Raw genomic sequence first — 14310 nt, forward strand, 5'->3', positions numbered from 1 at the left:
GGACAAACCGGGTCGGACCATCTGCGTTTCCGTGAAATCCGCGAACCAGCGGTGTCGTCAATGCGTTACGGCCGCACCGCTATCCAGCTCGCGTTTGATTTCCAGCGCGATGTCGATGAGCTGGTCTTCCTGGCCACCGATGAGCTTGCGCTGACCGGCCCGGTGCAACAGCGCCGACGCCGGCACGCCGTAGCGCTCGGCCTGGCGGACCGCATGCTTGAGGAAGCTGGAGTAGACCCCGGAATACCCCATGATCAACGCGTTGCGGTCGAGCAGACATTCGGCCGGCATGGCCGGGCGCACCACGTCCTCGGCGGCGTCGGCAATGTCGAAGAAATCAATGCCGGTCTTGACGCCGATCTTGTCGAACACCCCGATCAGCGCCTCGACCGGCGCGTTACCCGCCCCGGCGCCGAAACGCCGGCAGGACCCGTCGATCTGCTTGGCGCCCGCGCGCACCGCCGCCACCGAATTGGCCACCCCGAGACCGAGGTTCTCGTGCCCATGAAAGCCCACCTGGGCGTCTTCGCCGAGCTCGGCGACCAGGGCCGACACCCGGTCGGCCACGCCGTCGAGCACCAGGGCACCGGCGGAGTCGACGACGTAGACACACTGGCAGCCGGCGTCGGCCATGATGCGGGCCTGGGCGGCCAGTTTCTCCGGCGCAATGGTGTGGGCCATCATCAAAAACCCGACGGTTTCCAGACCCAGTTCGCGGGCCAGCCCGAAATGCTGGATCGACACGTCGGCCTCGGTGCAGTGGGTGGCGATCCGGCAGATCGACCCGCCGTTGTCCCGCGCCTCTTTGATGTCGTCCTTGGTGCCCACACCGGGCAACATCAAAAACGCGATCCGGGCCTCTTTCGCGGTCGCCGCGGCCAGCTTGATCAGCTCCTGCTCAGGGGTTTTCGAGAAGCCATAGTTGAACGATGAGCCGCCCAGGCCGTCGCCGTGGGTCACCTCGATCACCGGCACGCCAGCGGCGTCTAGGGCGGCCACGATGGCACCGACCTCGTCCTTGGTGAATTGGTGGCGTTTGTGGTGCGACCCATCCCGCAGCGAGGTGTCCGTGATGCGGACGTCCCACATATCGGTCATCGCGCTCCTCCTACAACCAGCGTCTCCTTGGCGATCTCCTCGCCCACCTTGGTGGCCGCCGCGGTCATGATGTCCAGGTTGCCCGCATAGGGCGGCAGGTAATCCCCGGCGCCCTCAACCTCGACGAACGTGGTGACCAGCGCCTGCCCGCCCGAGTTGATCGACGGCTCGTCGAACTGCGGTTCGTTGAGCAGCCGGTATCCAGGCACGTAGGTCTGCACCTCTTTGACGACGTCGTGGATGGAGGCGGCGATCGCTTCGCGGTCGGCGTCGGTGGGGATGGCGCAAAAGATGGTGTCGCGCATGATCATCGGCGGGTCGGCGGGATTCAAGATGATGATCGCCTTGCCGCGGGCGGCCCCGCCGATGGTCTGGACCCCACGGGCGGTGGTCTTGGTGAACTCGTCGATGTTGGCGCGCGTGCCCGGTCCCGCTGAAACGGAAGCCACCGACGCCACGATCTCGGCGTAGGGCACCTCCACGATCCGAGACACCGCGTACACGATCGGAATGGTCGCCTGTCCCCCGCAGGTGATCATGTTGACGTTCAGCGCGTCCAGGTGCTCGCGCAGGTTCGCCGGCGGGATCACCGCCGGACCCACCGCCGCCGGCGTCAGGTCGATGGCCCGGATCCCGGCCTCGGCGTACTTGGGCGCCGCGTCCCGGTGCACGTAGGCACTGGTTGCCTCGAACACCAGGTCGGGTTTATCGGGCTGCGCCAGCAGCCAGTCCACCCCCTCGTGGGTGGTCTCCAAACCCAGCTTGGCCGCGCGCGCCAGGCCATCGCTCTCCGGGTCGATGCCCACCATCCAGCGCGGCTCCAGCCACTCCGATCGCAGCAGCTTGTACAGCAGATCGGTGCTGATATTTCCCGACCCGACAATCGCCACTTTTGCCTTGGACGGCATGTTGCTCCCCTTATTCGAACGACAACCGGACCAAACCCAGCCCGGTGAAGTCGGCGACAAACTCGTCGCCGGCCCGCGCCTCGACCGCGAACGTGCATGACCCGGGTAACACGATGTCGCCTTTGCGCAGCCGCACGCCGAAACTCTCGACCTTGCCGGCCAGCCAAGCCACCGCGGTCGCCGGGTTACCCAACACCGCATCACTGCGGCCCTCGGCCACCACCTCGCCGTTGCGGGTCAGCTTCGCATCGATCGCCCTGACGTCAAGATCGGCCGGCGGCACCCGGGCCGCGCCCAACACGAAGCCCGCCGCCGAGGCGTTGTCGGCGATGGTGTCGCAGATCTTGATCTGCCAATCCTTGATCCTGGTGTCGATCAGCTCGATGGCGGGCACCAGGGCCTCGGTGGCCGCCAGCACGTCGTCCTCGGTGCAGCCCGCACCCGGTAGGTCGGCGGCCAGGATGAAGCCCACCTCCACCTCAACCCGCGGAGACAGGTACCGGGACGCCTGGACCGGCGTGTCTTCGAACACCTGCATGTCGTCGAGCAGGTGTCCGTAGTCTGGTTCGTCAACCCCCATCATCTGCTGCATGATCGGCGACGACAGCCCGACCTTATGACCCACCACGCGGGCACCCTCGGCCACCCGCTGCCGGATGTTGATCAACTGGATCTCGTAGGCGTCGACGACATCGATCTCGGGATGGGCGGCGGTCAGTTGACCGATCGGGTCGCGGCTTCGCTCGGCTTGTGCTAGGTCGGCGGCCAGCTCATCACGGGTGGCATCACGGAGCATTCGGCGAAGTCCCCTCGTAGGCGTGACCGGGCCAGTAGCGCCCGACCCGAGCAATTCTATAACGTGTTCTACATGACTGTGCAGGAGTTCGACGTCGTGGTGGTCGGCAGCGGCGCCGCCGGCATGGTTGCTGCGCTGGTCGCCGCTCACCGAGGTCTCTCGACGGTAGTCGTCGAGAAGGCCCCGCACTACGGCGGCTCCACCGCACGCTCGGGCGGCGGCGTCTGGATCCCCAACAACGAGGTCCTCAAGCGCCGCGGCGTTCGAGATACACCGGAGGCGGCACGCACCTATCTGCACGGCATCGTCGGCGAAATCGTCGAGCCGGAACGCATCGATGCTTACCTCGACCGCGGGCCCGAGATGCTGTCGTTCGTGCTGAAGCACACGCCGCTGAAGATGTGCTGGGTACCCGGCTACTCCGACTACTACCCCGAGGCTCCGGGCGGCCGCCCGGGCGGACGTTCGATCGAGCCGAAACCGTTCAACGCGCGCAAGCTTGGTGCCGACATGGCCGGGCTGGAGCCCGCGTATGGCAAGGTTCCGCTCAATGTGGTTGTGATGCAGCAGGACTACGTTCGCCTCAATCAGCTCAAACGTCACCCCCGTGGCGTGCTGCGCAGCATGAAGGTCGGCGCCCGCACGATGTGGGCGAAGGCAACAGGTAAGAACCTGGTCGGCATGGGTCGAGCCCTCATTGGGCCGTTGCGGATCGGGTTGCAGCGCGCCGGAGTGCCGGTCGAACTCAACACCGCCTTCACCGATCTTTTCGTCGAAAATGGCGTCGTGTCCGGGGTATACGTCCGCGATTCCCACGAGGCGGAATCCGCTGAGCCGCAGCTGATCCGGGCTCGCCGCGGCGTGATCCTGGCCTGTGGTGGTTTCGAGCATAACGAGCAGATGCGAATCAAGTACCAGCGGGCACCCATCACCACCGAGTGGACCGTGGGCGCCAGCGCCAATACCGGTGACGGCATTCTCGCCGCCGAAAAGCTCGGCGCAGCACTGGATCTGATGGATGACGCTTGGTGGGGCCCGACGGTACCGCTGGTCGGCAAACCATGGTTCGCGCTCTCGGAGCGCAACTCTCCCGGTTCGATCATCGTCAACATGTCAGGCAAGCGATTCATGAACGAATCGATGCCATACGTCGAAGCCTGTCATCATATGTACGGCGGCGAACACGGCCAGGGGCCCGGACCGGGCGAGAACATTCCGGCGTGGCTGGTGTTCGACCAGCGATACCGGGACCGCTACATCTTCGCGGGACTACAACCAGGGCAACGCATTCCGAGCAGGTGGCTGGATTCCGGCGTCATCGTCCAGGCCGATACCCTTGCGGAGCTGGCCGGCAAGGCCGGTCTGCCCGCGGACGAACTCACTGCCACCGTCCAGCGTTTCAACGCATTCGCCCGGTCCGGTGTCGACGAGGACTACCACCGCGGGGAAAGTGCCTACGATCGCTACTACGGCGACCCGAGCAACAAGCCCAATCCGAACCTCGGCGAGGTCGGCCACCCGCCCTATTATGGCGCCAAGATGGTTCCGGGCGACCTGGGGACCAAGGGCGGTATCCGCACCGATGTCAACGGACGTGCTCTGCGGGACGACGGCAGCATCATCGACGGCCTTTACGCTGCAGGCAATGTCAGTGCCCCAGTGATGGGACACACCTACCCCGGTCCGGGCGGCACGATAGGCCCGGCGATGACGTTCGGGTACCTGGCGGCGCTGCACATTGCCGATCAGGCGGGAAAGCGCTGATATGCCCATCGACTTGGACGTCGCGCTGGGTGCACAGCTACCGCCCGTCGAATTCTCTTGGACCAGTACCGATGTGCAGCTCTACCAGCTGGGACTGGGCGCCGGCTCTGATCCGATGAACCCCCGTGAGCTGAGTTATCTGGCGGACGATACACCGCAGGTGTTGCCGACGTTCGGCAACGTCGCGGCCACCTTCCACCTCACCACACCACCGACCGTCCAGTTTCCGGGCATCGATATCGAGCTCAGCAAGGTGCTGCACGCCAGCGAGCGAGTCGAGGTTCCCGCCCCGCTGCCGCCGTCGGGTTCGGCCAGGGCGGTCACCCGGTTCACCGCCATCTGGGACAAGGGCAAAGCCGCGGTAATCTGCAGCGAAACGACGGCGACCACACCGGACGGCTTGCTGCTGTGGACGCAGAAGCGGTCGATCTATGCCCGTGGCGAAGGCGGATTCGGCGGCAAGCGCGGGCCGTCGGGATCAGATGTCGCGCCGGAGCGGGCGCCCGATCTGCAGGTCGCGATGCCGATTCTGCCGCAGCAAGCGCTGCTCTACCGGCTCTGCGGCGACCGCAACCCGCTGCACTCGGATCCCGAATTCGCCGCTGCCGCAGGCTTTCCCCGGCCTATTCTGCATGGCCTGTGCACCTATGGGATGACCTGCAAGGCGATCGTCGATGCATTGCTGGACTCCGATGCGACGGCCGTGGCCGGCTACGGCGCACGCTTTGCTGGCGTGGCGTACCCGGGCGAGACGCTCACGGTCAACGTGTGGAAGGACGGCCGCCGCCTGGTGGCCAGTGTCGTCGCACCCACTCGTGACAACGCTGTGGTGCTCAGCGGAGTGGAGCTGGTGCCGGCATAGCGGTGCGGTCGGCGCTAAAGGTTTGGTGAGACTGCGGATTTCGCAGAAGTCGACATGACATTGCTGCTATGGTCTGCGGTGACGGGGCCGTCGCAGTGGTGGCGCGGCGGTTGGGCCGAGCCGGCGGGATGTTGTCATGGCGGATTTCTTGACGTTGTCACCAGAGGTGAATTCGGCCCGGATGTACGCGGGTGGGGGGCCCGGGTCGCTATCGGCGGCCGCGGCGGCCTGGGATGAGTTGGCCGCCGAACTGTGGTTGGCGGCGGCCTCGTTCGAGTCGGTGTGCTCCGGCCTGGCGGACCGTTGGTGGCAAGGGCCGTCGTCTCGGATGATGGCGGCGCAGGCCGCCCGCCATACGGGGTGGCTGGCCGCGGCGGCCACCCAGGCAGAGGGAGCAGCCAGCCAGGCTCAGACGATGGCGCTGGCCTATGAAGCGGCGTTCGCCGCAACCGTACACCCGGCGCTGGTCGCGGCGAACCGCGCCCTCGTGGCCTGGTTGGCGGGGTCGAATGTGTTCGGGCAGAACACCCCGGCGATTGCGGCCGCCGAGGCCATCTACGAGCAGATGTGGGCTCAGGATGTTGTCGCGATGTTGAACTACCATGCGGTGGCCTCGGCGGTCGGGGCGCGGTTGCGGCCGTGGCAGCAGTTGCTGCATGAGCTGCCCAGGCGGTTGGGCGGCGAACACTCCGACAGCACAAACACGGAACTCGCTAACCCGAGTTCAACGACGACACGCATTACCGTCCCCGGCGCATCTCCGGTGCATGCAGCGACGTTACTGCCGTTCATCGGAAGGCTACTGGCGGCGCGTTATGCCGAGCTGAACACCGCGATCGGCACGAACTGGTTTCCGGGCACCACGCCAGAAGTGGTGAGCTATCCGGCCACCATCGGGGTCCTTAGCGGCTCTCTTGGCGCCGTCGATGCCAACCAGTCCATCGCTATCGGTCAGCAGATGTTGCACAACGAGATCCTGGCCGCCACGGCCTCCGGTCAGCCGGTGACGGTGGCCGGACTGTCGATGGGCAGCATGGTCATCGACCGCGAACTTGCCTATCTGGCCATCGACCCCAACGCGCCACCCTCGAGCGCGCTCACATTCGTCGAGCTCGCCGGCCCGGAACGCGGTCTTGCCCAGACCTACCTGCCCGTTGGCACCACCATTCCAATCGCGGGGTACACCGTGGGGAATGCGCCCGAGAGCCAGTACAACACCAGCGTGGTTAATAGCCAGTACGATATCTGGGCCGATCCGCCCGACCGTCCGTGGAACCTGTTGGCCGGCGCCAACGCACTGATGGGCGCGGCTTACTTTCACGATCTGACCGCCTACGCCGCACCACAACAGGGGATAGAGATCGCCGCTGTCACGAGTTCACTGGGCGGAACCACGACAACGTACATGATTCCGTCGCCCACGCTGCCGTTGCTGTTGCCACTGAAGCAGATCGGTGTCCCAGACTGGATCGTCGGCGGGCTGAACAACGTGCTGAAGCCGCTCGTCGACGCGGGCTACTCACAGTACGCCCCCACCGCCGGCCCTTATTTCAGCCACGGCAACCTGGTGTGGTAGTTAACCCAGGATCAGCCCGGACGTAGGCACCCCGGTGCCCGCGGTGACGAGCACATGCTCGACGCCCGCCACCGGGTTCACCGAGGTGCCGCGCAGCTGCCGCACCCCCTCCGCGATGCCGTTCATGCCATGGATGTAGGCTTCGCCGAGTTGACCGCCGTGGGTGTTGATGGGCAGCCGCCCGCCCACCTCGATCGCGCCGTCGGCGATGAAGTCTTTCGCTTCGCCCTTGCCGCAGAATCCCAACTCCTCCAACTGAATCAGGGTAAACGGCGTGAAGTGGTCGTAGAGGACTGCGGTCTGGACATCGGCCGGCGTCAGCCCCGACTGCGCCCATAGCTGCCGGCCCACCAGGCCCATCTCGGGCAGGCCGTCGAGTTCCGGCCGGTAGTAGCTGACCATCGTGTACTGGTCTGGACTGCAGCCCTGCGCAGCCGCCTCAATGACCACCGGGCGCTGCTTGAGGTCCCGTGCGCGCGCAGCTGACGTCACCACGATCGCGACCGCGCCGTCGGTCTCCTGGCAGCAGTCCAGCAGCCGCAGCGGCTCGGCGATCCACCTCGAATTCTGGTGGTCCTCAATGGTTATCGGCTTGCCGTAGAAGTACGCCTTGGGGTTGTTGGCGGCATGCTTGCGGTCGGCCACCGAGACAGCACCGAAGTCCCGGCTGGTCGCACCAGACAGGTGCATGTACCGGCGAGCGATCATCGCCACTTGCGCGGCGGGCGTGGAGAGCCCGTGCGGATACGAAAACGAATTGTCCACGCCGGTGGAGTCGGCATTCTCGGTCAAACGAGTTTGCACCTGACCGAACCGCATGCCGGATCGTTCGTTGAATGCCCGATACGCCACCACGACGTCAGCCACCCCGGTGGCCACTGCCATAGCGGCGTGCTGCACGGTCGCACATGCGGCGCCACCGCCGTAGTGGATCTTGGAGAAGAACGTCAGCTCGCCGATGCCGGCCGCACGCGCCACGGCGATTTCGGTGTTGGTGTCCATCGTGAACGTGGTCAGCCCGTCGACATCGGTCGGGCTCAGGCCCGCATCGGCCAACGCATCCAACACCGCCTCGGCCGCCAGCCGCAGCTCACTTCGACCGGAGTTCTTCGAAAAGTCGGTGGCGCCGATACCGACGATGGCCGCCTGACCCGATAACACTACGAATCCCTCATCGAAAGTTCCACCGTCGCGGTCACGTGGTCGCCAAGGGTATTGCGGCCCACCACCTTTACCGTGATCAAGCCGTCGTTCACCGCGGTCACCTCACCGGAGAACGTCACCGTGTCGTAGGCGTACCACGGCACCCCCAGCCGCAGCCCAATCGACTTGATCAGCGCCGACGGGCCCGCCCAGTCGGTGACGTAGCGTTGCACCAGCCCGGTGTCGGTGAGGATGTTGACGAAAATGTCTTTCGACCCCTGGGCGACGGCCTTGTCTCGATCATGATGCACATCCTGGAAGTCCCTGGTAGCCAGCGCCGTTGAGACGATGAACGTCGGGTCTCCGTAGAGCTTCAGCTCAGGCAGCACAGCACCAACAACCGTCATTCGTCAGGCTCCCATGCGTAGAGGCTCCAGTCGGGGAAATCGATATAGGTCGCTCGTACCGGCATACCGATCGCAACACGAGCAGGATCGGCCCCCCGCAGCTCGCCCAGCATGCGTACCCCTTCCTCGAGCTCCACCAGCGCGATCACGAAGGGCACCGTGCGACCCGGAACTTTCGGCGCGTGATGCACCACGAAGCTGAACACCGTGCCGCGACCGCTGGAGACGACGTAGTTGATCGGCACCGATTTGTCTTGCCACACCGCCGGCACCGGTGGGTGCCGCAGGCTGCCATCGGCAAGCCGCTGGATCCGCAATTCGTGGGCCTTGACTCCATCCCAGAAAAACGCGGTGTCCCGCGACGACGAGGGACGCATCATAGCGTCGGGATCCAAATCGTCAGGCACCGAGCTCGGAGAACCCGCGGGCTTGAATTTGAGGATGCGCCAATTCATCTCTGCGACGTCCTCGTCCCCGACTTGCCATACGATGTGCTGGTTGATGAACCAGCCCTCGCCGAGCGCGGTTTGCTTGGGTCCGACGACGTCACCGAGCTCGGCGCTGATGCTGACTTGCTCCCCGGGCAATAGGTAGCGGTGGTAGGTCTGCTCGCAGTTGGTGGCAACCACACCGATGTAGCCGGCGTCGTCGAACAGCTTGATGATGGGTCCCAGCGGATCGTCCTTCGGACGCACTCCGCCCAGACCCATCATGGTCCACACCTGAATCATGGCCGGTGGCGCGACGATTCCGGGGTGGCCGGCGGCGCGAGCCGCCGCGTCGTCCACATAGATGGGGTTGCGGTCGCCGATGGCCTCCACCCAGTTGTTGATCATCGGCTGGTTCACCGGGTCACGGGCCAGGCGCGGCTTGCTGGGCCCGGCCGCCTTGATCTGGGCAACCGCTTCCTGAATGTCGCTCACCCCGGTCACCTGGGCACCCTTGGCACTTTGAGGCCAGACGCGGCGATCATCTCGCGCATGACTTCGTTCACACCCCCGCCGAAGGTGATCACCAGGTTGCGCTTGGTCTGGGCGTCCAGCCAGCGCAGTAGCTCGGCGGTGTCGGGTTCGGCGGGGTTGCCGTACTTGCCAACGATTTCCTCGGCGAGCCGGCCGGCACGCTGAACACGCTCGGTGCCAAAGACTTTCGTGGCCGCGGCATCGGCCATGTTGATGTCCTCACCGGCGGACGCTACCTGCCAGTTGAGCAACTCGTTGATCCGCCAGATCGCACGAATCTCACCAAGAGCCCGCTTGACGTCGTCGTGGTCGATCGGCGTCACGCCGTTGCCACCCGGCACGGACGCCCACGCGTGCACCCGGTCGTAGATGCTGGCGAACCGCCCGGCCGGGCCGAGCATTACCCGTTCGTTGTTGAGTTGGGTGGTGATCAGCCGCCAGCCGTCGTTCTCCTTTCCGACCAGCATGTCGACCGGCACGCGCACGTCGTTGTAGTACGTGGCATTGGTGTGGTGGGCGCCGTCGGCCAAGATGATCGGCGTCCAGGAATAGCCGGGATCCTTGGTGTCGACGATTAGAATGGAAATGCCTTTGTGCTTAGCGGCATTCGGGTCGGTGCGGCAGGCCAGCCAGATGTAGTCGGCGTCGTGTGCGCCGGTGGTGAAGACCTTCTGGCCGTTGACGATGTAGTGGTCGCCGTCGCGAACGGCGGTGGTGCGCAACGACGCCAGGTCGGTGCCGGCTTCCGGCTCGGTGTAGCCGATCGCGAAGTGCGCCTCACCGGCCAGGATCGCCGGCAGGAACTTCTTCTTCTGCAGCTCGCTGCCGTGCGCCTGCAGCGTGGGGCCGACGGTCTGCAGCGTCACCGCGGGCAGCGGCACGTCGGCGCGATGGGCCTCGTTGACGAAGATCTGCTGCTCGATCGGACCAAAACCCAGACCGCCGAACTCTTTCGGCCACCCAACACCGAGCCTGCCGTCCCGGCCCATGCGCCGTATCACCGCACGGTAGGCCGGGCCGTGCCGGTCTTTCTCCATCTCCGTGCGCTCGTCGGGCGAGATGAGATTCGAAAAGTATTGCCGTATCTCGGCTTGCAGCTGGCGCTGCTCCGGCGTCAGGTCAATGAACATCGCGCTCCCAGGAGCTCAAGGCGATGCGAGGGCCCGCCCAGCAGCCGGGTGAGGTCCTTGATCGTGGAGTAGTAGCGGTGCATCGGATACGTGACGTCCATCCCCATGCCGCCGTGCAGGTGATGGCAGATTTGCATCGCCGGCGGCGCCTGCGATGTCACCCAGTACCCGAGGACGCCCAGATCATCTCCCGCATCCAGATCCTCGGCCAGTCTCCAGATCACCGACTTGGCCACCAGGTCAATGGTGCGCGAGGCGATGTAAACCTCGGCGAGCTGCGCGGCCACGGTCTGGAAGGTTGACAGCGGCTTACCGAACTGCTTCCGGTTCGCCACGTAGTCGGCGGTCAGCCGCAGCGCCCCGGCGACCAGCCCGTCGGCGTATGCACCCATGACGGCCAGCGCTAGCTGATTGACCCGGTGCGCGGCTACATCCGCCAGGATGTCACAGTCGGCAACCGCCACGCCGTCCATCGTCATCACATACTCGTCTGAACCATTCGATGTGGGCGTACGAACCATGCGCACACCGTCGGCCGTCGGCGACACCACCACGACGGCGTTGTCGGCGGTCACCAACATCCAGTCCGCCTGTTCGGCGTAGCCAACACCGACTTTGGTGCCCGACAACCGCCCACCCACAAAGCTAGTGGCAGGCCGATCCGGCAGCGCCGCCCCGGGCTCGTTGAGCGCGGCGGTCAGTACTCCTCCCTTGGCCACCCCGGCCAGGAAGCGGTCCTGTTGCTCGGCGGATGCCAGCTCGAGCAGCGGCACCACCCCAAGACCCAGCGTTGCCAGCGCCGGCGTGACGGCGCCGTGGCGACCCACCTCGGTGAGCAGCGCGCCGACTTCGAATAGGCCCACGCCGTCGCCGCCGAGACGTTCCGGCACCGGCAGCGCCGTCACACCACCGCAGACCAGCGCCTCCCACGAGATGTCCCGCTCCAACACCGACGTGACCACGTCGGCGACGGCTTGCTGTTCCGCAGTGGGATCGAAATCCATTAGTGAGCAACCGGGCATCTACCGGTGTAGTCGACCTGCCAGTGCTTAATGCCGTTGAGCCAGCCGGACCGCAGCCGCTCGGGCGCCGAGATCGGCTTGAGGTCGGGCATGTGGTCGGCTACGGCGTTAAAGATTAGGTTGATCGTCATCCGGGCCAGATTCGCACCGATGCAGTAATGAGCGCCGGTGCCGCCGAAGCCGACGTGCGGGTTGGGGTTGCGCAGGATGTTAAATGTGAACGGATCCTGGAAAACCTCTTCGTCGAAGTTAGCCGACCGGTAGAACATCACCACCCGCTGACCCTTCTTAATCTGTACGCCGGACAACTCGTAGTCCCGCAGCGCGGTGCGCTGAAAAGCGGTGACCGGGGTTGCCCAGCGCACGATCTCATCGGCCGCGGTCTCCGGACGCACTTTCTTGTACAGCTCCCACTGGTCGGGGTGTTCAGCGAACGCCATCATGCCCTGGGTGATGGAGTTGCGGGTGGTCTCGTTACCGGCCACCGCCAGCATCACCACGAAGAAGCCGAACTCGTCGTCGGAGAGCTTCTCGCCGTCGATATCGGCTTGGATCAACTGAGTCACGATGTCGTCGGCGGGGTTCTTCGCCTTCTCCTCGGCCATCTTCATCGCATAGCCGATCAGCTCCGCCGAGGACGCCTTCGGATCGATGTGGGCGTATTCCGGATCCTCGTTGCCGGTCATCTCGTTTGACCAGTGGAACAGCTTGCCGCGGTCCTCCTGCGGCACGCCCAGCAAGCCCGCGATCGCCTGCAATGGCAACTCACAGGAAACCTGCTCGACAAAGTCTCCAGAACCCGCGGCGGCCGCCTCCGCGGCGATCTTCTGGGCGCGCTCCTGGAGCTCGTCATGCAGGCGTCCGACCGCACGTGGCGTGAAGCCGCGAGAGATGATCTTGCGCAGCCGGGTGTGGTGCGGCGCGTCCATGTTGAGCATGACGAAGCGCTGAACCTCGATGTCCTCACGCGCGATGTCGTTCTTGAATCGCGGGATCACCCCGTTTTCGTAGCTGGAGAACACGTCGCTATGCCGCGATATCTCTTTGACGTCGTTGAGTTTGGTGATCGCCCAGAAACCGCCGTCGTGAAAGCCGCCGCCCTTGCCAGGATCCTGCCCGTTCCACCAGATCGGCGCCGCGGACCGCAGCTCGGCGAATTCGGCAACCGGCAGCCGTTCGGCGTAGATTGCGGGGTCGGTGAAATCGAACCCGGGCGGCAGATTGGGGCTGGGCACGGTAGTTCTCCTTACTGCAATCTCCACTGACTGGTGATTCCACGACACTAGCTGTCCTAGTGAGGACCTTCTGCCAGTAAAACATGCCTTCACCGCAGACAAAAGGCATTGAAGCAACCTTGCTTGTCATAGTAATGAAACGTGTTCTAGCCTGGCCCCATGGGTTACCCGGTCATCGTTGAAGCCACCCGCAGCCCCATCGGCAAACGCAACGGATGGCTGTCGGGGCTGCATGCCACCGAGTTGTTGGGCGCGGTGCAAAAGGCGGTGGTCGACAAGGCCGGCATCCAGTCCGGCCTTCACGCCGGTGACGTCGAACAGGTCATCGGCGGTTGCGTGACCCAGTTCGGGGAGCAATCCAACAACATCAGCCGGGTGGCCTGGCTGACGGCCGGTTTGCCCGAACACGTCGGCGCCACCACCGTCGACTGCCAGTGCGGCAGCGGCCAGCAGGCCAACCATCTGATTGCCGGGTTGATCGCGGCCGGTGCCATCGATGTCGGCATCGCCTGCGGCATCGAGGCGATGAGCCGGGTCGGGCTGGGCGCCAACGCCGGGCCGGACCGCTCGCTGATCCGCGCGCAGTCATGGGATATCGACCTGCCGAACCAGTTCGAGGCCGCCGAGCGGATCGCCAAGCGGCGCGGCATCACCCGCGAGGACGTGGATGTCTTCGGGCTCGAGTCGCAGCGACGCGCGCAGCGGGCCTGGGCGGAGGGCCGCTTTGACCGCGAGATCTCGCCGATCCAGGCGCCGGTGCTCGACGAGCAGAATCAGCCCACCGGCGAGCGGCGCCTGGTCTTTCGCGACCAGGGCCTGCGCGAGACCACGATGGCGGGGCTAGGCGAGCTGAAACCGGTGCTCGAGGGCGGCATCCACACCGCGGGCACGTCGTCGCAGATCTCCGACGGCGCGGCAGCCGTGTTGTGGATGGACGAAGCCGTGGCACGTGCGCACGGCCTGACCCCGCGGGCCCGGATCGTCGCCCAGGCACTCGTCGGCGCCGAGCCCTACTACCACCTGGACGGCCCGGTGCAGTCCACCGCGAAGGTGCTGGAGAAGGCCGGCATGAAGATCGGCGACATCGACATCGTCGAGATCAACGAGGCGTTCGCGTCCGTGGTGCTGTCCTGGGCGCGGGTGCACGAGCCCGACATGGACCGGGTCAACGTCAACGGCGGGGCGATCGCGCTGGGGCATCCGGTGGGCTGCACCGGCAGCCGGCTGATCACCACCGCCCTGCACGAGCTCGAGCGCACCGACCAGAGCCTCGCGCTGATCACCATGTGCGCCGGCGGGGCCCTGTCCACCGGCACCATCATCGAGCGGATTTAACCTAGCTGCGGCAGGGCACCGTGCGGCGTGACTGCAACATGAAGCGACCGATGATTAGATAGCGAGGCGGAC

The 14310-nt window shown here is 65.4% G+C and carries 13 protein-coding genes; 4 read left to right on the forward strand and 9 right to left on the reverse strand.

Annotation, left to right across the window (positions count from 1 at the left end; genetic code table 11):
- Positions 1-57: 57 nt before the first annotated feature.
- The 3 genes from dmpG to FF952_RS18630 are packed head-to-tail and all read right to left on the reverse strand — an operon-like array spanning position 58 to position 2802.
- Positions 58-1098: a 4-hydroxy-2-oxovalerate aldolase gene (dmpG, locus tag FF952_RS18620; protein WP_003419250.1), complete on the reverse strand. Its 1041-nt coding sequence runs from the start codon at positions 1096-1098 to the stop codon at positions 58-60.
- Positions 1095-2006, reverse strand: coding sequence for an acetaldehyde dehydrogenase (acetylating) (locus FF952_RS18625; protein ID WP_003904348.1), 912 nt, complete (start codon positions 2004-2006; stop codon positions 1095-1097). Before FF952_RS18625 ends, dmpG begins: the two co-directional genes overlap by 4 nt.
- Positions 2007-2016: 10 nt before the next feature.
- The gene (locus tag FF952_RS18630; protein WP_003419252.1) at positions 2017-2802 is read right to left on the reverse strand and encodes a 2-keto-4-pentenoate hydratase; all 786 of its coding nucleotides are present in this window, start codon (positions 2800-2802) and stop codon (positions 2017-2019) included.
- Positions 2803-2874: 72 nt separating this feature from the next.
- Between FF952_RS18630 and kstD the strand changes: the two genes are divergently transcribed.
- The 3 genes from kstD to FF952_RS18645 all read left to right on the forward strand — a co-directional run bounded on the left by kstD (position 2875) and on the right by FF952_RS18645 (position 7004).
- Positions 2875-4566 (forward strand): 3-oxosteroid 1-dehydrogenase, encoded by a 1692-nt coding sequence (kstD, locus tag FF952_RS18635; protein WP_003419253.1) that lies wholly within the window; start codon positions 2875-2877, stop codon positions 4564-4566.
- Position 4567: 1 nt separating this feature from the next.
- The gene (gene chsH3, locus FF952_RS18640) at positions 4568-5428 is read left to right on the forward strand and encodes an enoyl-CoA hydratase ChsH3 (protein WP_031656894.1); all 861 of its coding nucleotides are present in this window, start codon (positions 4568-4570) and stop codon (positions 5426-5428) included.
- 136 nt (positions 5429-5564) lie between these two features.
- Positions 5565-7004, forward strand: a complete 1440-nt coding sequence (locus tag FF952_RS18645; RefSeq protein WP_003904349.1) for a PPE family protein — start codon at positions 5565-5567, stop codon at positions 7002-7004.
- On the opposite strand, the gene ltp2 is transcribed toward FF952_RS18645, so the two are convergent.
- The 6 genes from ltp2 to cyp125 are packed head-to-tail and all read right to left on the reverse strand — an operon-like array spanning position 7005 to position 12903.
- Positions 7005-8165, reverse strand: coding sequence for a 17-hydroxy-3-oxo-4-pregnene-20-carboxyl-CoA lyase (gene ltp2, locus FF952_RS18650; RefSeq protein WP_003419287.1), 1161 nt, complete (start codon positions 8163-8165; stop codon positions 7005-7007).
- Positions 8165-8554, reverse strand: a complete 390-nt coding sequence (gene chsH1 / locus FF952_RS18655) for a 3-oxo-23,24-bisnorchol-4,17(20)-dien-22-oyl-CoA hydratase subunit beta ChsH1 (RefSeq protein WP_003419290.1) — start codon at positions 8552-8554, stop codon at positions 8165-8167. Before chsH1 ends, ltp2 begins: the two co-directional genes overlap by 1 nt.
- Entirely contained in the window at positions 8551-9486 is a 936-nt protein-coding gene (chsH2, locus tag FF952_RS18660) for a 3-oxo-23,24-bisnorchol-4,17(20)-dien-22-oyl-CoA hydratase subunit alpha ChsH2 (RefSeq protein WP_003419293.1), read from the reverse strand. Before chsH2 ends, chsH1 begins: the two co-directional genes overlap by 4 nt.
- Positions 9483-10646 (reverse strand): acyl-CoA dehydrogenase FadE29, encoded by a 1164-nt coding sequence (gene fadE29 / locus FF952_RS18665; RefSeq protein ID WP_003419296.1) that lies wholly within the window; start codon positions 10644-10646, stop codon positions 9483-9485. Before fadE29 ends, chsH2 begins: the two co-directional genes overlap by 4 nt.
- On the reverse strand, positions 10631-11650 hold the full coding sequence (fadE28, locus tag FF952_RS18670) for an acyl-CoA dehydrogenase FadE28 (RefSeq protein WP_003419299.1): 1020 nt from the start codon (positions 11648-11650) through the stop codon (positions 10631-10633). The genes fadE29 and fadE28 overlap by 16 nt, the downstream gene beginning before the upstream one ends.
- The gene (gene cyp125 / locus FF952_RS18675; protein WP_003912260.1) at positions 11650-12903 is read right to left on the reverse strand and encodes a steroid C26-monooxygenase Cyp125; all 1254 of its coding nucleotides are present in this window, start codon (positions 12901-12903) and stop codon (positions 11650-11652) included. The genes fadE28 and cyp125 overlap by 1 nt, the downstream gene beginning before the upstream one ends.
- A 159-nt stretch (positions 12904-13062) precedes the next feature.
- Here cyp125 and FF952_RS18680 point away from each other — a divergent pair, with 159 nt between their 5' ends.
- Positions 13063-14238, forward strand: a complete 1176-nt coding sequence (locus FF952_RS18680; RefSeq protein WP_003419307.1) for a steroid 3-ketoacyl-CoA thiolase — start codon at positions 13063-13065, stop codon at positions 14236-14238.
- Positions 14239-14310: the final 72 nt, after the last annotated feature.

Origin of the sequence: Mycobacterium tuberculosis complex sp. N0072, from assembly GCF_030323725.1 — a bacterium.
In the GTDB taxonomy this organism is placed as follows: domain Bacteria; phylum Actinomycetota; class Actinomycetes; order Mycobacteriales; family Mycobacteriaceae; genus Mycobacterium; species Mycobacterium tuberculosis.